The sequence below is a fragment of the Bacillus pumilus genome (genome assembly GCF_038738535.1).
Taxonomy (GTDB): domain Bacteria; phylum Bacillota; class Bacilli; order Bacillales; family Bacillaceae; genus Bacillus.
Window position 1 is genome coordinate 3214614 of the sequence record NZ_CP046128.1, and the last position, 21615, is coordinate 3236228.

Consider the following 21615-nt stretch of genomic DNA (forward strand, 5'->3'; position numbering starts at 1 on the left):
CATACTTTTGACGCTTCTTTTTACGTTCCCGCATAAGGCAGTGACCAAACCTTTTATGTTAGAACATATAAGGAATTTGTCTAGAGAAATTTAAGTAATCAAGGAAGAAATTGCTGACTGCAGATGCGATGGCAATGGTAATGAGCATCATCAGCAATCTTGCCTGAACGATTTTCCCTTTTTTAATCAGTGGATCAATATTTACGGCAAGCAATGCCCACCATGTTACCGCAATAAAAAACAGGTGGATCACAATACTCACGATGGCTTGTTGTCCTACGTCTTCCATACAGTTGAATCCTCCTTTTATTTATTTCTGTAAAGGAAAACTCCCTTTCATTATATCCTCGAAAATCGGAAAGATGAATCATTTGGAAAAAAGAGCTATATTTAGAGTGAATCCCCTCTTATCCTGGTGCCAGGGAGATGATATACTGCGTGTGGAAGGAGCTGAACACATTGAAAGATTCTTTTCCTGACTTTGTTGATTTGTACGGAGAACTGGTTCCCTCATTTGATCATGAATGGGAGGCCATTGCTTTCTACTTTGATTATAGACAGACACAGCTAGAAGAATTAGCGCAATTGTGTCATTTTCATAACATTTCTTTGGATTATTCTGAGGAAAGCCTGTATCAGTTAGAATCACTATACTTTGATGCATTTACCAAGCAGCTGTTTGCTGAGTGGAAAATGCCAATAGATGCATTAGAAGCGATGATGAGTGTGTATATGGGAGAGGTTGTCCTCCGTCATCATTCAGATGCTGACTGGGTAGTACGGCCTTATATGGACTCTCCGCATCAATATACGCTTGGTTTGCGCCGGCACAATAAAACGTGGCATAGTACGCAGTTTTGCGAGCACTTATATCTTGAAAAACAGGATTCTCACCCGTATGTGTCGATGTACCAATCTCTCATGTCATTCTAAAAAAATCCTTCTTATCACAATGATAAGAAGGATTTTCTGTTTTATTTCCCTGCTACATTTAAACGGTTTAACGCCCGTTTTAATGCGAGTTCCGCCCGGCGTACATCACTTTCATTCGGGTGGTTCAAATGCTCTTCAGCACGCTGTTTCGCTGATTTAGCACGATCGACATCAACTTTATCTGATGTTTCAGCGGCCTGAGCAAGAATGGTTACTTGTTCAGGGCGAACTTCAACAAATCCGCCACTTACTGCAACCAATTCAGTTGATCCACTATGTTTTAAGCGAACTGCACCGATTTTTAGCGGAGCAACCATTGGAACGTGGCCAGCTAAAATACCAAGCTCACCGCTTTCTGCTCTGACACTGACCATTTCCACATCCGCTTCATACACTGGGCCGTCGGGAGTAACGATATTGACTTGAACGGTCTTCATGCTTTTACCCTCCTAAGGACCAGATTAGGCCTCTACACCCATCTCTTTGGCTTTTTCAACCACTTCTTCAATGCGTCCAACTAAGCGGAATGCATCTTCTGGAAGGTGATCGTATTTACCAGATAAGATTTCCTTGAAGCCTTTAACAGTTTCTTTCAATGGCACATAAGAACCCTTTTGGCCAGTGAACTGCTCTGCTACGTGGAAGTTTTGAGATAGGAAGAATTGAACACGACGTGCTCTGTGTACCACAAGCTTATCGTCCTCAGATAATTCATCCATACCTAAAATGGCAATGATATCTTGTAGTTCTTTATAACGCTGCAATGTTTGCTGCACTTCACGCGCAATGGCATAATGCTCTTCGCCAACGATCTCAGGTGCAAGTGCACGAGATGTTGAAGCAAGAGGATCAACCGCTGGGTAAATACCCATTTCAGTCAGCTTACGCTCAAGGTTTGTCGTTGCATCAAGGTGAGCGAACGTTGTTGCTGGAGCTGGATCCGTATAGTCATCCGCAGGTACATAGATCGCTTGAATCGATGTAACCGATCCTACGTTTGTAGACGTGATACGCTCTTGCAGCTGACCCATTTCTGTTGCAAGTGTCGGCTGATAACCTACCGCTGAAGGCATACGTCCAAGAAGGGCTGATACTTCAGAACCTGCTTGGGTAAAACGATAGATGTTATCGATGAAGAACAATACGTCTTGACCTAGTTCATCACGGAAATGCTCTGCCATTGTCAAACCAGTTAGGGCAACACGCATACGCGCACCTGGCGGCTCGTTCATTTGGCCGAAGACCATGGCTGTTTTTTCGATAACGCCAGAATCTTTCATTTCGTAGTAAAGGTCGTTTCCTTCACGTGTACGCTCTCCAACACCAGCGAATACAGAAATACCGCCGTGTTCTTGTGCGATGTTGTTGATCAATTCTTGAATCAGAACGGTTTTACCTACACCGGCTCCACCGAATAGACCGATCTTTCCACCCTTGATGTAAGGAGCAAGAAGGTCAACAACTTTAATACCCGTTTCAAGAATTTCAACTTCTGTAGAAAGTTGATCAAAAGAAGGCGCTTGTCTGTGGATTGGATCTCTTTGAGCTTCCACACCAAGTGGCTCATCTAAGTCAATGTTATCTCCCAGTACGTTGAATACACGTCCAAGTGTTACGTTACCAACTGGTACTGAAATTGGTTTTCCAAGGTCTACAGCTTCCATACCGCGCTTCACACCGTCTGTTGATGCCATTGCGATGGTTCTGACTGTATTATCACCTAAATGTAGTGCTACTTCTAAAGTTAAGTCGATAGTAACTTCACTTTCGCTTTCCGCTTTATGCGAAACTCTGATCGCATTATAAATCTCAGGCAAGTGACCGTCTTCAAAATGAACGTCTACGACTGGTCCCATGATCTGACTGATGCGTCCTGTTTTCATTGCATTCCCTCCTGACAATTATTTCTATTCTAAGGCAGCTGCTCCGCCGACAATTTCTGTAATCTCTTGTGTAATCGCTGCTTGACGAGCACGGTTATAAGAGAGTGTCAGGTTGTCGATCAATTCTTTTGCGTTGTCTGTTGCACTCTTCATTGCTGTCATCCTTGCAGCATGTTCACTTGCTTTGCTGTCAAGAAGCGCACCGAAAATCAAACTCTCTGCATATTGAGGAAGGAGAACTTCAAGAATTTCTTCTTCAGAAGGCTCAAACTCATAAGATGCGGAACGTTTATTTGGTGTCGCTGCGGCCGAAAGGTCCGTTAGCGGCAATAATTTCTTCTCTGTTACTTCTTGTGAAATGGCACTGACAAAGTGGTTGTAGAACATGTAAAGTTCGTCAAACGCTTCATCAGAGAACATTTGAACTGTACTGCTTGCTAATTCTTTAATATCAGCAAACGCTACTTCGTCTCCAAGCCCTGTTACTTCAGAAATAACTGGAATACCGCGCTTTTTGAAGAAGTCGCGTCCGATTTTACCAATCACAATCACCGCATATTCATCAGCGGATTGATGACGAGATTGAATGGTTTGGTAAGCGGCACGCAAAATCGAGCTGTTAAAAGGTCCTGCAAGCCCCCGATCAGATGTAATGACGAGATACCCTGTTTTCTTGACAGGTCTTGAAAGAAGCATTGGGTGCTTAGCACTTGTTCCAGTTGCGATTGCAGCAACCACTTCCTGGATTTTCTCCATGTAAGGAACAAAAGACTTCGCATTGTTTTCAGCACGATTCAGTTTCGCAGCTGATACCATTTGCATCGCTTTTGTGATCTGACTCGATTTTTTCGTTGACGTGATCCTTGACTTTATATCGCGTAATGAGGCCAAAGATTTCACCACCTTTTTTCAGGAATCCGTGTTCATTTACGTGAAAAGAGAGAAAAAGAGAATCTTTTTCTCTCGGAAAGATTACTAATTAGTTGCTTGGTGCAAACGTACGTTTAAAGCCTTCGATTGCTGTATTCCACTCTTCATCAGCAGGCATGTTTCCTGTTTGAGAGATGGTGTCAAACAAGTCTTTATGGTTTTCTTCAATGTACATGAATAACTCAGCTTCAAAACGTTTGACATCAGCAATCGCGACATCGTCTAAGTATCCTCTTGTAAGTGCATAAAGAATCGCTACTTGTTTTTCAACTTTAAGCGGTTTGTTCAAGTCTTGTTTTAAGACTTCAACTGTTCTAGCACCACGGTTTAATTTTGCTTGAGTCGCTTGGTCTAGATCAGATCCAAACTGAGCGAATGCTTCAAGCTCACGATAAGAAGCAAGATCCAGACGAAGTGTACCTGCTACCTTTTTCATCGCTTTGATTTGTGCAGAACCACCTACACGAGATACAGACAATCCTGCGTTTACTGCTGGACGTACGCCTGAGAAGAAGAGATCAGATTGTAAGAAAATCTGTCCATCTGTGATTGAAATAACGTTTGTTGGGATATATGCAGAGATATCGCCAGCTTGCGTTTCTACGAAAGGCAATGCTGTGATAGAACCGCCACCCTTTTCGTCACTAAGCTTCGCTGCACGCTCTAATAAACGAGAGTGAAGATAGAAAACATCACCAGGGAATGCCTCACGACCTGGAGGACGGCGAAGCAATAATGAAAGCTCACGGTAAGCTGCCGCTTGTTTAGAAAGGTCATCATATACAACAAGTACGTGCTTGCCGTTATACATGAATTCCTCACCCATCGTTACACCTGCATAAGGAGCAAGGTAAAGAAGCGGGGCTGGCTGTGATGCAGAAGCTGTGACTACGATTGTGTAATCAAGCGCACCATGCTTACGAAGTGTTTCAACAACACCACGAACCGTTGATTCTTTTTGTCCGATCGCTACATAAATACAGATCATGTCTTGATCTTTTTGGTTTAGGATCGTATCAATTGCAACAGATGTTTTACCTGTTTGACGGTCACCAATGATCAATTCACGCTGTCCGCGTCCGATTGGAATCAAGGCATCAATTGCTTTAATCCCTGTTTGAAGCGGCTCATGTACAGATTTACGATCCATAACGCCTGGTGCTTCACTTTCGATTGGACGAGTTTTGCTCGTTAAGATTGGACCTAGTCCATCAACAGGCTGACCAAGTGGGTTCACAATACGTCCGATTAATTCTTCACCTACTGGAACCTCCATGATACGACCTGTACGTTTTACATCGTCACCTTCACGGATATCTTTGTAAGGTCCTAAAATCACGATACCTACGTTAGACTCCTCAAGGTTTTGAGCCATACCCATTACACCATTAGAGAACTCAACCAGCTCTCCTGCCATAATGTTGTCAAGGCCATGTACACGCGCGATACCGTCCCCTACTTGAATGACTGTACCGACATCTTTTACTTCAATTTCAGATTGATAGTTTTGGATTTGCTGCTTTATCAGCGCGCTAATCTCTTCAGCTTTGATACTCACTAAGGTTTCACCCCTTCTAACGATTTTCGCCTGCAAGCTGACGTTCAATGCGGGAAAGCTTTCCGCTGACACTGCCGTCATAAATGCGGTTTCCGATACGGATTTTCACTCCGCCTATTAGATCCTTGTCAATCACATTTTCAACACGCAGTGATGTGACTCCGGCTTTTTTGGCAAATACTTCAGATAAAGATTGAATTTCAGCGCCGCTCAGCGGTTTCACTGAATACACGACCGCATCGTCTATTTGTTTCGTGCGGTTTGCAAGTTTCACAAACTCAGACGTCATTTCAGAGAAAATATTCGTGCGTCCGCGGTCAATCAATAAATACATTGTGTGCAATACATGTGTCGAAACACCTTTGAAAGCTTCTGCAATCAAATGTTTCTTTTTATCTGCCGTAATCTTTGGATGAACAAGAAAGTCATTCAATTCTTGGTCAGCCTTTAGAACTTTTTTGATCTCATTCAGCTCTTTTTCAGTTTCGTCTACTGCCGAAGAAGCAAGAACGATGTCAAAAAGAGCAGAAGCGTAACGCTTAGAGACAATAGTCACGCTCATCGGCTTTCGCCTGCCTCTTTAAGATACTCTTGAATCAATTTCTCTTGTGCTTGCTCATCAAGTTCTCTTTCAATCACTTTAGATGCAATGAGTACAGATAGTGATGCAACCTGCTCGCGCAGTGCAGCCACAGCTTGTTCTTTTTCTTTCACGATTTCAGTTCTAGCAGACTCTTTCAAGCGCTCTGACTCTTGACGTGCTGCTTGAATGATCTCTTCTTTTTGTTTCTCACCAATCTTTTTCGCATTTTCGATGAGTGTATGTGATTCTTCGCGTGCTTCTTTCAATAAGACACGTTGTTCTTCAAGAAGCTTTTCAGCTTGAACGTGCTTTTGTTCAGCACTTGAAATTTCATTTCCTATATAATCTTCACGCTGCTTCATAATACCTAATAAAGGTTTAAGCGCAAATTTCTTTAAAAGTGCAAGCAGGATGAGCATAGCGATAAGCTGGAATAACATATCCCCGGCGTTGAAACTTAAGCCACCTGCTCCTAAAACCACTGGTAACTGAGACATTTAGTACGGCAACTCCCTTCTTTAAATAATATGTTAAGAAACAAAACATAAAGGAATGGCGAAGTTTCGAACTAATCTGATCTTCGCCATTAAAATTCATATTAGAACGCTTCTCACATATTAACCAAAGAATGCCAAGAATGCGATAACGACAGCGATAATTGGAAGTGCCTCAACTAAAGCGACCCCGATGAACATAAGTGTTCTTAGTTCTCTACCAGCTTCTGGCTGACGAGCGATTCCTTCAACTGTTTTAGATACGATTAGACCGTTACCAATACCTGCTCCTAGTGCTCCCAAACCGATTGCAATTGCTGCTGCTATTAAATTCATTAAAAAGCTCCTCCTTTAAAATAACGTCCTTTTTGGACTCTCAATTTTTTAGTGTTCATCGCTGACTTTATGGGAAATGTACACCATTGTCAGCATGGTGAAGATAAATGCTTGGATTGTTCCGACAAACAAACTGAATGCCTGCCATACAATCATCGGCACGATGGCACCTAATGTACCAACGATACCAAGCGCAATGTTTTGCGTGTAGAAATTGGTCGCAAGTCCTGCAAGCAAACCAAGAAGAATCTCTCCAGCAAAAATGTTTCCATAAAGACGCAAACCAAGTGTTAGCGTGTTTGCAAATTCTTCAATAAGTTTCAATGGTACTAAAAGCGGAATTGGTCTAAAGTAGTCTTTCGTATATTCCTTGACTCCTTTTGCCTTGACACCGTAGTAATGTGTCAATCCCATGACCATAATCGCTAGTGTCATTGTGATTGCAGGGTCTGCTGTTGGTGATTTCCACCACAAGTTGTGATCGACCGTAATCGAGAATGGCAGTCCAAGCATGTTTGAAACAAATATGTACATGAGTAATGTAACGCCAAGCGCTAGAAATGGGGCTCCTGTTTTCATGTCCATCGAACTACCTATGATATTTCGAACAAAATCAACAATCCATTCCATGAAGTTCTGCGCCTTTGTCGGACGAATAGACAGAACACGAGTAGTCAGCACCGCTATGAGAAGAACGATGATACTAGCAATCGTAATCATGAGAACATTGGATAAGTTGAACGTTAACCCTAAAAATTCTGTAGTTTTTGAACTGTGACCCAAAGAGTATTCACCTCTCTTCCATAGTAGAACGTTTAAGTTGAATGAAGGAATCTATCATAATGACAGGATATATTGTCATTAATCCTATAACAACACCTGCCAGATGAACTTCATTAGGGTAACGCCAAGCAATCGCTACTGCGAGAATTGCGTTGGCCCACCTGGCTGTACTTCCCATTGAACGAATGGATTTTCCTTTTTTAACCGCTCGATCAAAAGCGTGCATTCTCCGTATAAGTAGGAATAAATTAAAGAAAGCAAAAATTGTGCCGATAATGAAACCAAGAAACAGTGGTTTAAAACCAGGCATGGCATAGCCAAACACAAAAATTGCCAATAGATAGAACATATATTTACTCTGTCTGCGGAAAATCGCGTTTGGATCGTTCATTCATCTGACTCCCGATGAAAAATATTGTAAAAAAGGTGATAAATGGTGATGAAAACTGCGTAGAAGACGCTTATGATAAGCAGTCCTGTTCGAAAAAAATCAATCACCCATCGGTCTAATTGCACAATCAGACTTGAAATCTAAAGATCTATGGGATGCTGCTTCATTCGCTGATACAAACCCTGATAATTAAAGGGTTCACAATGAGGATTAGTAGAGTGCTATAGGCTATGAAAACCTTACCATAATACCCTCGTTTAGCATACAATAGCGTCTATGATGTGTCAATCCGTTGAAAGTTAAAAAACTTTTCTATAGTGATAGAGCACACAAAATGTTCACAATTTCATCAAACTTTAGGAGACACGTGACATTCATTCAAAAAAACAGCTAATGTTCAGTATACATTGATTTTTCTAAGAACGATATCAACCGTTTGTCATATATTTCAAAAAGCCCACATGCACGTTTGCATGTGGGCTTTTATTAAAACATGTTATTTCGTTCCATACATGCGGTCACCAGCATCACCAAGACCTGGGATAATGTAGCCTTTTTCGTTCAATTTCTCATCTAATGCTGCAATGTAGATATCAACGTCAGGATGATGCTTTTGCATTTCTTCTACACCTTCAGGGGCAGCAATCAGACACATGAAGCGAATGTTTTTCGCCCCGCGTTTTTTCAAGCTGTTCAATGCTTCGACTGCTGAACCGCCAGTTGCAAGCATTGGATCTACTACGATAAATTCACGCTCTTCCACATCAGATGGAAGCTTCACATAATATTCAACAGGCTTTAATGTTTTCGGATCACGGTATAAACCGACATGTCCCACTTTAGCAGCTGGAATGAGTTTCAAAATCCCGTCCACCATTCCAAGACCTGCTCTTAAAATTGGCACAACACCGAGTTTCTTCCCAGAGATCACGTTTGATTTCGCTACTTGTACAGGTGTTTCTACATCCACCTCTTCAAGCGGTAAGTCTCTTGTGATTTCAAATGCCATTAATGTTGCGACTTCATCCACTAGCTCTCTAAATTCTTTTGTTCCTGTATGAACGTCACGAATATATGTAAGTTTGTGCTGAATAAGCGGGTGATCAAATACATAAACCTTTGCCATTGCTTGCTACAACTCCTTTTCTGTCATCTTCCGGTGAACTTTGCACACTTCCTACAATTCTACATAAAAAGACGTCATCTTTCAATATGATTCGCAAATCCTACAAAAAAAAACCCACATGCCAATAATAGGCAAATGGGTCTGCTTTTTAATAATCTAATTCGTTATATAGAGGGAAGCGGGCAGTTAGATCAGATACACGCTTTTTCGCTTCTTCTAATTTCGCTTCATCTTCATGATGTTTTAGAGCAAGCGCAATAATGGAACCGACTTCTTTCATCGCCTCTTGATCGAAACCGCGGCTTGTCACTGCTGCTGTACCAACACGTACACCACTTGTGACAAAAGGTTTTTCTGGATCATAAGGAATCGCATTTTTGTTCACTGTAATACCGATTTCATCAAGAACATTTTCTGCAATTTTTCCTGTGATGCCAAGAGAACGCAAGTCGATGAGAACAAGATGGTTATCCGTTCCACCAGATACAAGCTGAATATTTTCAGATAACAGAGTTTCAGCTAGCTGCTTTGCATTATCAATAACGTTTTGTGCATAAGTTTTGAAATCTCCGTTCAATACTTCACCGAAAGAAACAGCTTTTGCAGAGATGACATGCATCAGTGGTCCACCTTGAATACCAGGGAAGATCGATTTGTCGATCTTTTTACCAAACTCTTCACGGCATAGGATCATTCCGCCGCGAGGTCCACGCAATGTTTTGTGAGTTGTCGTTGTCACAAAATCTGCATAAGGAACTGGATTTGGATGAAGACCTACTGCAACAAGACCCGCAATGTGAGCCATGTCGACCATAAAGTAAGCACCGACTTCATCCGCAATCTCACGGAACTTTTTGAAATCAATTTGACGTGGGTATGCACTTGCACCCGCTACAATTAGCTTTGGCTTATGTTCACGTGCTTTTTCAAGTACATCTTGGTAGTCGATATGCTGCGTTTCTTTATCGACACCATATTCTACAAAGTTGTACTGTACACCACTAAAGTTGACAGGGCTTCCATGCGTTAAATGCCCGCCATGTGATAAGTTCATGCCTAGCACTGTATCGCCATGCTCAAGAATGGTAAAGTATACGGCCATATTCGCTTGAGCACCTGAGTGAGGCTGTACGTTCACATACTCAGCGCCAAAAATTTCTTTTGCGCGGTCACGTGCGATATCTTCTACAACGTCTACATGTTCACAGCCGCCATAGTAGCGTTTACCAGGGTAGCCCTCTGCATATTTGTTTGTTAATACAGAGCCCTGTGCTTCCATGACTGCTTCGCTTACAAAGTTTTCTGATGCAATTAATTCGATTTTGTCCTGCTGGCGTTTCCGCTCTAGTTGAATTGCCTTGAATACTTGTGCGTCTTGCTCAGGTAAATGTTTCATCAGCGAAATCCTCTCCAATCTATTTCCATTCGATGTTTTCACCATCTCATTGTACACGGTTTTTGAGTGAAATGTAAAAGTTTTTTTGGGAAATCGACTTCTTTTTTTACGAAAAACCGAATATTCAAGCGGTGAAGCGTCTTCATCATTCAACATTATATTAGAAATATGTCTAAGCTATGATCTTGTATAAACCGCTCGTTCTCCGCCAATCAGCTTCGGACGCGTTTTCGCAAAAGTCACATGTGCATGTCCTAATTGATGACGACTGAGGCGAACAGGTACAGCGACTCTCTTTAGATGCATCCCAATTAATGTATCACCGATATCGATTCCAGCATGCGCCTTGATGGATTCAACTAACACAGGATGTTCCATGTGCTGATACGCATGAGCCGCCATCGAACCACCCGCCTTTCGGACAGGTACTGCCGCTACAATCTCTAGGTTAAGCCGGAAAGCCACTTCTTCTTCCACAACAAGAGCACGATTCAGATGCTCACAGCACTGGAAAGCGAGCTCAATGCCAGTCTCTCGTCTTAGCTGATCCAATTCTTGATAGATAGACGCAGCTATTTGCTCACTTCCTGCTGTCCCAATATGCTCACCAGCCACTTCTGATGTACTGCAGCCGATCACTAAGATTTGCCCAGCACGCAGTTCGACCATTTGATGAAACTCTTTTAACATTTCAAGCCAATCTTGACCAATGTTCATGTTAAGCGCTCCTTATAGGTGCTTTTCTTCGTAATCAGCGATCTTACCAATCCGTACAGCATGTCGTCCTGCCGTAAATTCTGTTGTCAGCCAAATGTGCGCAATCTCACGTGCTAATCCAGGGCCAATGACTCGCTCTCCCATCGCAAGGACGTTTGTATCATTATGTTCTCTAGTCGCTTTCGCACTAAATGTATCATGCACCAGCGCACAGCGAATTCCTTTCACTTTGTTTGCTGAGATGCTCATACCGATGCCTGTCCCGCAAATTAAAATGCCGCGGTCGACTTCTCCGTTTGCCACCATGTTAGCTACAGGAAAAGCATAATCTGGGTAGTCTACAGAACCTGATCCACATTCACAACCCATATCAATGTATTCAATCTTCAATTCATCCATCAGTTGTTTGATTTCTTCACGAATATTCGTTCCGCCGTGATCGGATGCAATGGCTACTTTCATCGGGCAATTCCTCCTAAGGGTGAGTTGATCTGTCATGCCTTACATTTATTCTTTATTTATAGTTATATTTTAACCTCTGCCTAGTCATTTGCAAACAAAAGCAGAAAAACCGTTGACGCAACGGTTTTACAGGTTGTCCATTATGAGCATGTCTGATCTTTTTTCAATCTCTCAGCCAGTTGATAGAGCAATGCTTCAAGTTCATCACGTGTTTCCTGATAAACAGACAGACTTCCTCCAAACGGATCGGATACATCGCCTTCTGTTCCTGTCGCAAATTCCTTTAGAGTGAAGATCTTGTCTTTTGCATGCGCATATTGCTCCACAATCAACTGTTTATGCTGCATGGTCATGGTGAAGACGTAATCTGCTTCTCGCAGAAGATCCTCTGTCAGTTTTGAAGAAGAGTGATTCAGTGGAATGCTTTTCTCAAATAATGCTTCGACCGCTTGAGGAGAAGCCTTCCCAGCATCTGAGGCAAAAATGCCCGCTGATTTAACAGTGACCTCTAAACCTTTATCATGTGCAATTGAAGCAAAAAGGGCTTGAGCCATCGGACTTCTGCATGTATTTCCCGTACAAACAAATAAGATTTTCATCTTTCGCCCTCCTTTTCTTCTATTATATAGCATTTCATTCTACATGTTATGTAAGGAGACTGACTAGAGCGGAAATAATAATTTGATACCAAAGGCTAGTAAAATGATTCCGCCAAGCGCCCCGCTATATGATCCAACCCATGATCGAACCTGTTTACCGAGTAATAATCCAAGCCATGTGAGGATCATACTAAAAATACCAAACAATAAAATGGTCATCCACACGTGAGAACCGTAAATTCCGAGACTTAAACCAACGGAAAAACTGTCTAAGCTGACACTTGTTGCAAAAAGAACGAGACCAGCCCCAACAGGTGCGATAAATGGTTTATCCTCTTTGCGAATAGACGCAACGATCATTTGCAGCCCGAGCACCAAAAGCAGCGCCCCGCCGATATAGGTGGCAAGGAGACCGAGCCAGCCTGATAGGAGCTGACCTGTCAGCATACCAAAAAGCGGCATAAACATATGAAATATCCCAATGACAAGTCCAATATAAATGATCTGGCGGAACCTCAGCTGAACCATCCCCATGCCAAGTCCAACCGAAAAAGCATCCATTCCCAGTGCAAAAGCCATGATGCTGAGCGTCAGCAATTCGCCAGCTAGTTCGTACATGTAAATCCCCCTTGGACACGCATTCTCCTTTAACCTATGTTTGTCCAAGAAGGGTTAGAACTATTTGAATGAAGAGAGGGTACGCCCTCCTGCCGCTTTTTGCAGACGGTTCATGATCGCTGAACCCACTCCCTGCTCTGAAAAGGCTTCTGAAATAATGACATCTACATCTGTCTCATCAAATTGTCTCAGTACACGATATAAGTTTGCCGCAATCGTTTCAGGTTTCCCTCTCCATCCACAGCTGAAAACAACATCTGCCGCAAACAACGATTTCTTTTCTTCTGTTGTCAGCACGCCCACTTTTAGACCTTCTGCCTGGTATGTTTGAATGTGATGCTGCATCTCTTCATCACTTCCAGAAAAAAGATACATTTGAGCTTCAGGTGCATAGTGTGTGTATTTCATTCCTGGCGATACAGGCGCTTCGTCCTTTTTTGTCAGCCCCGGGTCGATACTGACCGTTCCAACTACCTCTTCTAAAGCTTCTTTTGTAATCCCGCCAGGCCTTAAGATCACTGGAATCTCGTCGACACAGGATACAACCGTTGACTCAACGCCAATTCCAGTTGAACCGCCATCGACAATTCCAGCGATTCTTCCATCGAGATCACTCGCTACATGGTCAGCTTGTGTCGGTGAAGGTTTCCCTGAACGGTTGGCACTTGGTGCGGCAATCGGCAGACCAGCTGCTCGGATGAGCTCAAGCGCAATCGGATGGTCAGGCATTCTCACACCGACCGTGGATAAACCTGCTGTGACCTGCTTTGATAAAGCACCCGGCTTACATGGAAGAACAATGGTTAAAGCGCCCGGCCAAAAGGCTTCCATCAGCGCCTTTGCTTTTTCACTTTCTATTTGCGCAAATTCGTGAAGCTGCTGAACCTCCGCAATGTGGACAATCAATGGATTATCACTTGGACGCCCTTTCGCTTCATATATTTTCATGACAGCTTCTGTCTCTTTCGCATTTGCCCCTAGTCCGTAAACAGTCTCAGTCGGAAAAGCGACCACTTCGTTTTGCTGCAATAACACAGCTGCCTGTTCAATTTGTGGATAGTATGTGGATAAACTCTTTTCTAAATCCACAGACCACCTTTTTGTATTTAACATCATACAAACTCCTTTTAAAAAAGATAAAACTGTTGATATATCTCAATTATCCTTTTGAAAGTATAAAAGATGATGATCAATAAAACAAGCGTTGTCCACAATTTGTGGATAACGCTTGTTTAACAGTGGATAAGTATGTGTATAAGTCCAGTATGTTGTGATTAACTTCCTTTTTTATGAAGAACCACAGCTTGTTCTTTCGCCAATATCTCTTTTGCATGTGCAGATACCCACATGCTTTCTGGAATGTCCTCTAATGGCGTGAAGCCCATCAATGCCAAAAAGTCATGTGAGGAGGAGTGGTTTGCGACGACATAAAAAGTATCCACACCTATTTTTCCTCCGAGCGTTTGAACACTTTGGAACAAAGACACGATGTGTCCCTGACCTAGTTTATCTGATATGACAAGGGACCGCAGCAAGCCCTCTTGTTCACTAAGCTGTTCAAGACCTAAACACCCCGCCAGCTGACCGTCCGCATCTTCCATGACAACAAATGTCGTACGCTCTGCAAGCGTGACGCCGCCTTTCGCTTGTCCCTTTTCAAGAAAAGCATTGATCGCTGGGGCATCTTCTTCTGTGGCTATTCTTAATTGATAATACATGCTTTCACCTCTTTTTGATCTCTTACTTCAACTCTATGAGGCAAAAACAGATTTATACCTTTTTTAGGAGAAAAGACTAGAGACCCATTCGAATAAAAAGAATTTCACTTCACCGGACTCTTCTTTCTCTTCTTTCACCACTTCATTAACAGACTCATCTGTTTGCTGCGCTGTCACTTGGTTATCCTCATCCCCCTCTGGCGATGCGATGGCTTCTCCATTTGAAAAATCGATAAAGCAGAGCGGCGGGAATAACACACACCACCAATTGGCTCCATCCCCTTCTCCAAGTGTAATTAAAATGGCTTCATATTCCCCTGCAGGATAGACGAAATTCCCATATAGCTTTGTTGGAAATGAGGCTTTTTGAAAGCTGACTGAGACGGATTGATCAATGTGCTGTTCCTTCAATTTCGCTTTGGCAATACGATTGATTTCTGGCAGCTTGGTCCGAATTACACGTCTTGCTTCTTCAATGGATGTGAGGTCTTTAACCCACTCTGTCATATTGGCATTGACCTCGTCACGAATGCTTCTTTTCACATCCTGATCCGCTGAACGATCACTATTTGCTAAAATGCGTAAACGGATCGCTTCGTCTGGTATTACAACAGGCTGATTTGCAGAAGCAGCCGCTGTCTCCTCCCTTCCAAGGTTTGCAAAAGCACCGCATAATAATAGAAACATATAAAGACAAATCATCATTTTACTTTTAAACATGATGTGTTCCCCCCACTTTTTCTCTTCGCTACAAACATTGTGTCCAGGAAACCCATCTCATAAACAGACAAAATGATTTTTTTAATAGATTATAAGTCAAATCAAAAAAGCCGTCTCATTAAGAACGGCTTTGAAGTGAGGATTGGTAATCGGAAGGGTACAGTCTCCCATCCCAATCTCGGCTGATTTTTAACCCTGATTCTGTTTTGATGACAGTCATTGCTCCTTTTTTCTTGATTTCTTTTTTAACCTTTCCTTTTTGATCAATAAATTGAATCATCATTTCATAGTCAAATTCAATTCTGTCATCGCTTTCATCTGAAGGCGTAAACGTAATTTTCTTCAGCTTAATTTGACAATCTTGATCCTTTGCTGCTTCTAACACGCTCGGGAACATGCTGTCTTGTGTATATTCTTGATATTCATGCTCAGTTAAATAAAACTTCAGCTTCTCCTTCATGTCAGTTAGGTCATCTGTTCGATTCACTGTGTATTGTGCTTTTTTATAGCTTTCTCCAAATGCTGCTGCTTCTTTTTTAAAGCTCGGTTTACCACAAGCACTCACAATCAATAGTACACTGACGATGACCAACACCATCGCATACCTTCTGTTCACACCATTCGCTCCTTCAAAACAAATTTATGTAAAAAAATCATGATCAGAATGTTCATTCTTCTATATATACGTTTCTCTTTTACCATAAGTTTCATCTTTACATAATAAAATAGTCCGACTTTTTTCAGCCGGACTTTCCGTTTTGAATGTGTGCGCAAACAGCTCGGTCTTTCCCGTTTATGTCCTTGACGATGCGGACATCTGCCGCGGGAAATGACTGCAAGAGATGTGCTTTTACATCTTGCCCTTGCGTATGTCCAATTTCAAAGACAACGACCGCCTGCTCATGAAGTACACAGTGAAGATCACGAATGAGACGCTTGTAAAACCACAGACCATCACGTCCATCTGTCAGCGCATTCACTGGCTCATGCTTTGTAACCACCTCTGACAAACTGTCCATTTCTTCTGCTGCAATATAAGGTGGATTGGAAATAAACAGATCCACTTTGATGCCTTGATCCATGACTGGTTCAAGTAAATCTCCTTGTAAAAAATCAACGTCTGCACCAAGCGCTTGTTGATTCCGCTTTGCTACGGCAAGTGCTTCATGAGAAATATCCGTTGCTGTGACAGATAATGTTTCTTTTTCAAGAGCCAGCGTAATCGCAATTGCCCCGCTTCCTGTGCCAACGTCCACTGCTTTGAGCGGCTGATCGTGCGGGAAGACGTCACTCACCAGATTCAGCGCCGCCAAAACGACCTCTTCCGTTTCAGGACGAGGAATGAGAACATGTTTGTTCACCTCGAAGGGACGGCCGTAAAAGAATTCAATACCCGTTAGATGCTGAACAGGCACGCCTTTCTTATGCTGCGTGACAAACTCGCTGAACAACCGATCTTGCTCCTCTGGCAGCAGATCATGAAAACGTGCAAGAAGTTCACTTCTGCTTAGGCCCATTACATGCATCAAAAGGAGCTCTGCTGCGTTTTGGTCTCTACCGGCTTCCGTTAACAAAGAAGAAGCCCATTTAAGGGCTTCAAAGATGGTTCGCTGATTATTTTGCATTTTGAAGCTTTCTTGCTTGGTCTTCCATAATTAATGCATCTATGACCTCGTCAAGTTTTCCTTCTAAAATTTGATCAAGCTTTTGAATCGTCAATCCGATGCGGTGGTCCGTTACACGGTTTTGCGGGAAATTGTACGTACGGATACGCTCTGAACGATCCCCTGTTCCAACAGCAGATTTACGCGTTTGATCATATTCAGCCTGTGCTTCACGCTGGAATTTATCATAAATTCTCGCACGTAACACTTTCATGGCTTTTTCTTTGTTTTTGATTTGCGACTTCTCATCCTGACAGGATACAACCACACCTGTTGGAAGGTGAGTTAATCGAACAGCAGACATGGTCGTATTGACACTTTGTCCGCCAGGTCCGCTTGATGTGAAAGTATCTACACGGATGTCTTTTTCATGGATATCAATTTCAACTTCTTCAGCCTCAGGCAAGACAGCAACTGTCGCTGTTGATGTATGAATCCGTCCGCCTGATTCTGTTTCCGGAACACGCTGCACGCGGTGTGCGCCGTTTTCAAACTTTAGTTTGGAGTATGCGCCTTTCCCGCTGATCATAAAGATAATCTCTTTATAACCGCCAGTTCCAGTCACGCTCGCTTCCATCACTTCCGTTTTCCAGCCTTGCATTTCAGCATAACGGCTGTACATACGGTAAAGATTTCCAGCAAAAAGCGCGGCCTCTTCTCCTCCCGCTGCACCACGAACCTCCACAATAACGTTTTTGTTGTCATTTGGATCTTTCGGGATCAGCAAGATTTTCAGCTCGTCTTCTAAACGTTCCGTTTCCTCTGTGAGCTCTGAAATTTCTTCTTTGACCATGTCGCGCATCTCGGCATCCAGCTTCTCTTCCAGCATTGCTTTCGCTTCGCTCAACTGGTCGTATGCCGCACGATATTGTCTATATACCTCAACAGTTTCTTGAATATCAGATTGTTCCTTCGAATATTCACGAAGCTTCTTAGGGTCATTCACCACTTCAGGGTCACTTAAATATTCATTTAGCTTTTCATAGCGTTCTTCAATTGATTTTAAACGGTCTAACATGGTCTTCACCTCTGTTTTGTGCGTAACAGTCTAATTATAGTATAGCGGGGTATGACAGTCAAAAAAATTTCCAAAACAATTGATTTTCTGCAATTTTTCGCTAGAAAACACGATCTTTGGCGATTGGTTACTTGTTTTGTCTAACGTGAAGGAACAGTTCCTCCTTGAAGAGAATGGTACTTATAATTGAAAAAAGGGAGGGCATTTGGTTTGAATACAAATGAGGTTGCAAAAGAAATTGGCGTTTCTTCAAAAACGATTCAGCGTTGGGTCAAACAGCTCAACATCCCTGTCGCCCGGAATGAACTTGGACATTATGAATTTCATGAAGATATTGTACAGCTGCTCAAAGAAGTCAAACACCAAATGAGTGAGGGTGTGATTCTTCAAGACATTCGACTGCCAATCCACACAGAAACCGTTCAACAGTTATCACCTGCTGTAGAATCAGATGCCTCCACAAAGCGGATTGAAGCATTAGAAAAGCAAGTGAATCAGCTCATTCAGCAGCAATTGCGCAGCACTGATGTAGAAAAACGACTGCAAGAACTCGAACGGAAACTGGCTAAAAAAGCGGATGAAGGTGTATCATACCAGCTGCTCCAGCACCGGAGAGAAATTGAAGATCTGACCACTAAACTTGAGCTTCTTACCGAAAGATTAAAACAACCCTCTCAAATAGAAGAAAAAAAGGAAATCACGCACCCTGACATCAAAAAAAAGCGTGTGCTCTTCCCTCTGTTTCATTCATTTCGCTAAGAAAGGCTGCCTCAAGAGGCAGCCTTCTACTATATTATACGGTAAGCGCAATAATGATCGGTAATGTAATGAGTGACATGATGGCACTGATCACAAATGCGGATGCAGTTTCTGCCTCTTGTTTCTCAAATCGTGTGGCGATCATCGCTGCAACAGCTGAACCTGGGAAGGCAACAAGCAATACAGCTTTTGTAATTTCATCCGCCGAAAGGCCCATAAGAATGGCGATAAGATACATAAGAAGCGGTTGTACAGCTACTTTTAATAGTGCAATACTAAATGCTGGTAAGCTCAGTTTAATTTTTCGAATACCTACAGTGACACCGACTGCGAATAGTGCAACCCCTGATGTCACACTTCCGATTTCCTCTAACATTTCATGTCCGATTTCAGGAAGTTTAAATCCTAAAAGTACAAGAATGATACTTGCTAGCGGTGCAAGTGCAAGCGGCTCTGATAAACCGTGCAAAATCGCTTTTGTTGTCATTTTTAGGAAACTTTCGCCGTCTTTGGCTTTTCCTTTTGTTTTTTCACCGACAGTTGACACAATAATGGCAATTGGATCAAGCAATGCATTTACAACTATTCCGGTAATAGCAATCGGAATTGCAACTTCTTGAGCCCCAAATAAACTGCCCAAGACCGGAATCCCCATAAATGCAAAGGTCGGTTGTGCTGAGTTTAACGAGAAAACAGATGAATCTGTTAAATCATATTTAAAAGCAAATTTCGTAACTAAAAGGATAATGATATAAAAACCAACGATTCCGAAAATCAATGCAATGAAAAATGGAATTTGACTATAGAATTTATCTTTTGGTGTTGACAGAATGCTGGCGATAAAGTGCGCTGGCAAAGCATACTTTGTAACAAGTGTACTTACACCTTTTGCAGATTTAGCGTCATAGCTGCCGAAGTTCCCTGCGAACCAACCCAGCGCGATAACGAAAAAAATCGGTGCTAGGAGGATCAAAATATTTAAAAAGTCCATCTTACTATTCCTCCTTGAATCTTTTACATGTCTCTTATTTTATTTATTGCGGCATTGCTTAGATTACTCGAAACAATGCCGCGTTACACTTTTTATTATGCTCTTACAATTTTTTTATATTCAGGAATCCACATTGCATCTTTCACAGCTTGTTCGATGTTGTCAGGCGTTTTTCTTGCGACACCATCTTCAATAGCTGCTTTCGCTACTTCAACAGCCACATGGATTGACACTTCTTGCAATTTATCAATGCTTGGCAGTAGACCAGCACCTGGTTTCTCATGATCAACCATTTCAGCAATTGCATTCGCAGAAGCGACGAACATGGCTTTTGTGATGATTTTTGATTCTGTTACGATCGAACCAAGACCAAGTCCAGGGAAAACGAACGCATTGTTTGATTGTCCGATTTCATATTCGATTCCGTTATACTCAACGTTTTCGAACGGGCTTCCTGTCGCAATCAGTGCACGGCCGTCTGTCCATTTGAATAGATCCTCTGGCACTGCTTCAGCAAGTGGTGTTGGATTAGACATTGGCATGATCACTGGACGCTCTGTATGAGCTGCCATTTCTTTAATGATTTGTTCAGTGAATGCACCGCCTTGACCTGATGTACCGATAAGGATTGTTGGCTTCGCTTGGCGAACAGTTTCAGCAAATGAGATTTGTCCTTTTTCATCGCGTGCCCAGCCTTCTACTTCAGCAGAAGAACGAAGGTATGGTTTTTGGAAATCAAGCACTTCATCTTCAAATTGATCTGTTAGCAAACCTCTGTAGTCTAATGTCCAGAATGCATTGTTTGCTTCTTCTTCCGTTAGACCTTCAAGGACCATTGCGTCACGAACTTGATCTGCGATTCCGATACCAGCTGATCCAGCTCCGAAAATGACAACACGGTGATCTTTCAATTGAGTACCAGTTTTCTTGACAGCTGCAAGAACACCCGCTAAAGTAATGGCACCAGTACCTTGAATATCATCATTGAACGTTAAGATGTTATCATTGTATTTTTTCATGATGTTACGCGCATTTTTGTTTCCAAGGTCTTCCCAGTGAAGTAAGGCTTTCGGGAAGAATTTAAGCGCTGCTTTTACATAAGCATCAATGAATTCTTCGTATTTTTCACCTTGTACACGTTTGTGATGGTTTCCGATGTATAATGGATCATTCAATAATTTTTCATTGTTTGTGCCAACATCTAATACGACTGGAATCACGCGGCTTGGATCAATACCTGCTGCAGCCGTGTAAACAGCTAATTTACCGATTGCGATGTTGATACCACCAACACCCCAGTCACCAATTCCAAGAATGCTCTCAGAGTCAGTTGCAACGATAAGGTCAATATCTCCTGCTGTTGCATGTAAGTTTTCAAATGCTTTCTCAATGCCGTCAATGTTGTCGATTGAAAGATAGACACCATGAGGTCTTCTGTATTCATGGCTGTATTCTTGAATCGCTTCACCAACAGTTGGTGTGTACACAACAGGAAGCATTTCACGAAGCTTGTCTGTTAGAAGCTTATAGAACAATACTTCGTTACGGTTTTGCAAATCACTTAAGTATACGTTTTGACGAAGACGATCTGGCTGTGCCAGAAATTGCTTGTACGCTCTCTCCGCTTGTTGTTCTAAAGTGAGAACAGTTGGAGGAAGTAAGCCTTCTAGACCAAGCTCTTGTCTTTCTTCTTCAGAGAAAGCAACGCCTTTGTTCAACGTTGGAATCGATAATACATCTTTACCTGTCAAAGTGGTTTCGAGGTACCCTTCTTTTGTTTTCTTCACGTTGTTCATCAAAAACTACCCTCTTTCTAAAATATAAATAAAGTGAACTATTAATTTAAAGAACGATTAAGGAGAAAAATCCTTAATCAAAAAAATTATGACAAGAAATCGAACTTTTCGTTAAAATGCTTTACACTACAGTTAGTCAT

26 protein-coding genes are annotated in these 21615 nt (G+C 42.2%); 2 read left to right on the forward strand and 24 right to left on the reverse strand.

What is annotated here, in order from left to right:
• Nucleotides 1–58: 58 nt before the first annotated feature.
• On the reverse strand, nt 59–289 hold the full coding sequence (locus GKC25_RS16400) for a DUF1146 family protein (RefSeq protein ID WP_034660280.1): 231 nt from the start codon (nt 287–289) through the stop codon (nt 59–61).
• A 137-nt stretch (nt 290–426) separates the two neighbouring features.
• Between GKC25_RS16400 and GKC25_RS16405 the strand changes: the two genes are divergently transcribed.
• Nucleotides 427–933 carry a hypothetical protein gene (locus tag GKC25_RS16405; RefSeq protein ID WP_374955720.1) on the forward strand — a complete coding sequence of 169 codons (507 nt, stop codon included), beginning with the start codon at nt 427–429 and terminating at the stop codon, nt 931–933.
• A 41-nt stretch (nt 934–974) separates the two neighbouring features.
• Here GKC25_RS16405 and GKC25_RS16410 read toward each other — a convergent pair whose 3' ends face one another.
• The 21 genes from GKC25_RS16410 to prfA all read right to left on the reverse strand — a co-directional run bounded on the left by GKC25_RS16410 (nt 975) and on the right by prfA (nt 17929).
• Nucleotides 975–1370: a F0F1 ATP synthase subunit epsilon gene (locus tag GKC25_RS16410; protein ID WP_034660282.1), complete on the reverse strand. Its 396-nt coding sequence runs from the start codon at nt 1368–1370 to the stop codon at nt 975–977.
• 24 nt (nt 1371–1394) lie between these two features.
• On the reverse strand, nt 1395–2816 hold the full coding sequence (gene atpD / locus GKC25_RS16415; protein ID WP_034660283.1) for a F0F1 ATP synthase subunit beta: 1422 nt from the start codon (nt 2814–2816) through the stop codon (nt 1395–1397).
• Between the two features lie 24 nt (nt 2817–2840).
• Nucleotides 2841–3707: a F0F1 ATP synthase subunit gamma gene (locus tag GKC25_RS16420; protein WP_034660284.1), complete on the reverse strand. Its 867-nt coding sequence runs from the start codon at nt 3705–3707 to the stop codon at nt 2841–2843.
• An 88-nt stretch (nt 3708–3795) separates the two neighbouring features.
• Nucleotides 3796–5304 carry a F0F1 ATP synthase subunit alpha gene (atpA, locus tag GKC25_RS16425; RefSeq protein ID WP_034660286.1) on the reverse strand — a complete coding sequence of 503 codons (1509 nt, stop codon included), beginning with the start codon at nt 5302–5304 and terminating at the stop codon, nt 3796–3798.
• A 16-nt stretch (nt 5305–5320) separates the two neighbouring features.
• Nucleotides 5321–5866, reverse strand: coding sequence for a F0F1 ATP synthase subunit delta (locus tag GKC25_RS16430; protein ID WP_034660287.1), 546 nt, complete (start codon nt 5864–5866; stop codon nt 5321–5323).
• Entirely contained in the window at nt 5863–6384 is a 522-nt protein-coding gene (gene atpF, locus GKC25_RS16435; protein WP_034660288.1) for a F0F1 ATP synthase subunit B, read from the reverse strand. Before atpF ends, GKC25_RS16430 begins: the two co-directional genes overlap by 4 nt.
• Nucleotides 6385–6504: 120 nt before the next feature.
• Nucleotides 6505–6717 (reverse strand): F0F1 ATP synthase subunit C, encoded by a 213-nt coding sequence (gene atpE, locus GKC25_RS16440; RefSeq protein WP_003214968.1) that lies wholly within the window; start codon nt 6715–6717, stop codon nt 6505–6507.
• A 48-nt stretch (nt 6718–6765) separates the two neighbouring features.
• Nucleotides 6766–7500 (reverse strand): F0F1 ATP synthase subunit A, encoded by a 735-nt coding sequence (gene atpB / locus GKC25_RS16445; protein WP_003215198.1) that lies wholly within the window; start codon nt 7498–7500, stop codon nt 6766–6768.
• A 7-nt stretch (nt 7501–7507) separates the two neighbouring features.
• Nucleotides 7508–7891, reverse strand: a complete 384-nt coding sequence (locus GKC25_RS16450; protein ID WP_024423731.1) for an ATP synthase subunit I — start codon at nt 7889–7891, stop codon at nt 7508–7510.
• Between the two features lie 496 nt (nt 7892–8387).
• Nucleotides 8388–9017, reverse strand: coding sequence for a uracil phosphoribosyltransferase (gene upp / locus GKC25_RS16455; RefSeq protein ID WP_003214553.1), 630 nt, complete (start codon nt 9015–9017; stop codon nt 8388–8390).
• Between the two features lie 148 nt (nt 9018–9165).
• Complete coding sequence (glyA, locus tag GKC25_RS16460) at nt 9166–10413, reverse strand: serine hydroxymethyltransferase (RefSeq protein ID WP_034660289.1); 1248 nt, start codon at nt 10411–10413, stop codon at nt 9166–9168.
• 177 nt (nt 10414–10590) lie between these two features.
• Nucleotides 10591–11130 (reverse strand): TIGR01440 family protein, encoded by a 540-nt coding sequence (locus GKC25_RS16465; RefSeq protein ID WP_034660290.1) that lies wholly within the window; start codon nt 11128–11130, stop codon nt 10591–10593.
• Between the two features lie 12 nt (nt 11131–11142).
• Nucleotides 11143–11592: a ribose 5-phosphate isomerase B gene (gene rpiB / locus GKC25_RS16470; RefSeq protein ID WP_187704210.1), complete on the reverse strand. Its 450-nt coding sequence runs from the start codon at nt 11590–11592 to the stop codon at nt 11143–11145.
• A gap of 140 nt (nt 11593–11732) precedes the next feature.
• The gene (locus GKC25_RS16475; RefSeq protein ID WP_342689858.1) at nt 11733–12191 is read right to left on the reverse strand and encodes a low molecular weight protein arginine phosphatase; all 459 of its coding nucleotides are present in this window, start codon (nt 12189–12191) and stop codon (nt 11733–11735) included.
• Between the two features lie 63 nt (nt 12192–12254).
• Complete coding sequence (locus GKC25_RS16480; protein ID WP_342689859.1) at nt 12255–12809, reverse strand: manganese efflux pump MntP family protein; 555 nt, start codon at nt 12807–12809, stop codon at nt 12255–12257.
• A gap of 60 nt (nt 12810–12869) precedes the next feature.
• Nucleotides 12870–13922: an L-threonylcarbamoyladenylate synthase gene (locus GKC25_RS16485; RefSeq protein WP_080869558.1), complete on the reverse strand. Its 1053-nt coding sequence runs from the start codon at nt 13920–13922 to the stop codon at nt 12870–12872.
• Nucleotides 13923–14083: 161 nt separating this feature from the next.
• The gene (locus tag GKC25_RS16490; protein ID WP_034660294.1) at nt 14084–14527 is read right to left on the reverse strand and encodes a GNAT family N-acetyltransferase; all 444 of its coding nucleotides are present in this window, start codon (nt 14525–14527) and stop codon (nt 14084–14086) included.
• Nucleotides 14528–14590: 63 nt separating this feature from the next.
• Nucleotides 14591–15247, reverse strand: coding sequence for a stage II sporulation protein R (gene spoIIR / locus GKC25_RS16495; RefSeq protein WP_342689860.1), 657 nt, complete (start codon nt 15245–15247; stop codon nt 14591–14593).
• A gap of 118 nt (nt 15248–15365) precedes the next feature.
• Complete coding sequence (locus GKC25_RS16500) at nt 15366–15845, reverse strand: hypothetical protein (protein WP_034660296.1); 480 nt, start codon at nt 15843–15845, stop codon at nt 15366–15368.
• Between the two features lie 142 nt (nt 15846–15987).
• On the reverse strand, nt 15988–16872 hold the full coding sequence (prmC, locus tag GKC25_RS16505; RefSeq protein WP_095285678.1) for a peptide chain release factor N(5)-glutamine methyltransferase: 885 nt from the start codon (nt 16870–16872) through the stop codon (nt 15988–15990).
• Entirely contained in the window at nt 16862–17929 is a 1068-nt protein-coding gene (gene prfA, locus GKC25_RS16510) for a peptide chain release factor 1 (RefSeq protein ID WP_034660298.1), read from the reverse strand. Before prfA ends, prmC begins: the two co-directional genes overlap by 11 nt.
• Nucleotides 17930–18139: 210 nt before the next feature.
• Between prfA and racA the strand changes: the two genes are divergently transcribed.
• Complete coding sequence (gene racA, locus GKC25_RS16515) at nt 18140–18688, forward strand: chromosome-anchoring protein RacA (RefSeq protein ID WP_034660299.1); 549 nt, start codon at nt 18140–18142, stop codon at nt 18686–18688.
• A 34-nt stretch (nt 18689–18722) separates the two neighbouring features.
• Here racA and GKC25_RS16520 read toward each other — a convergent pair whose 3' ends face one another.
• Nucleotides 18723–19679: an AEC family transporter gene (locus GKC25_RS16520; RefSeq protein ID WP_034666496.1), complete on the reverse strand. Its 957-nt coding sequence runs from the start codon at nt 19677–19679 to the stop codon at nt 18723–18725.
• A 95-nt stretch (nt 19680–19774) separates the two neighbouring features.
• Complete coding sequence (malS, locus tag GKC25_RS16525) at nt 19775–21475, reverse strand: oxaloacetate-decarboxylating malate dehydrogenase (RefSeq protein ID WP_106030613.1); 1701 nt, start codon at nt 21473–21475, stop codon at nt 19775–19777.
• Nucleotides 21476–21615: the final 140 nt, after the last annotated feature.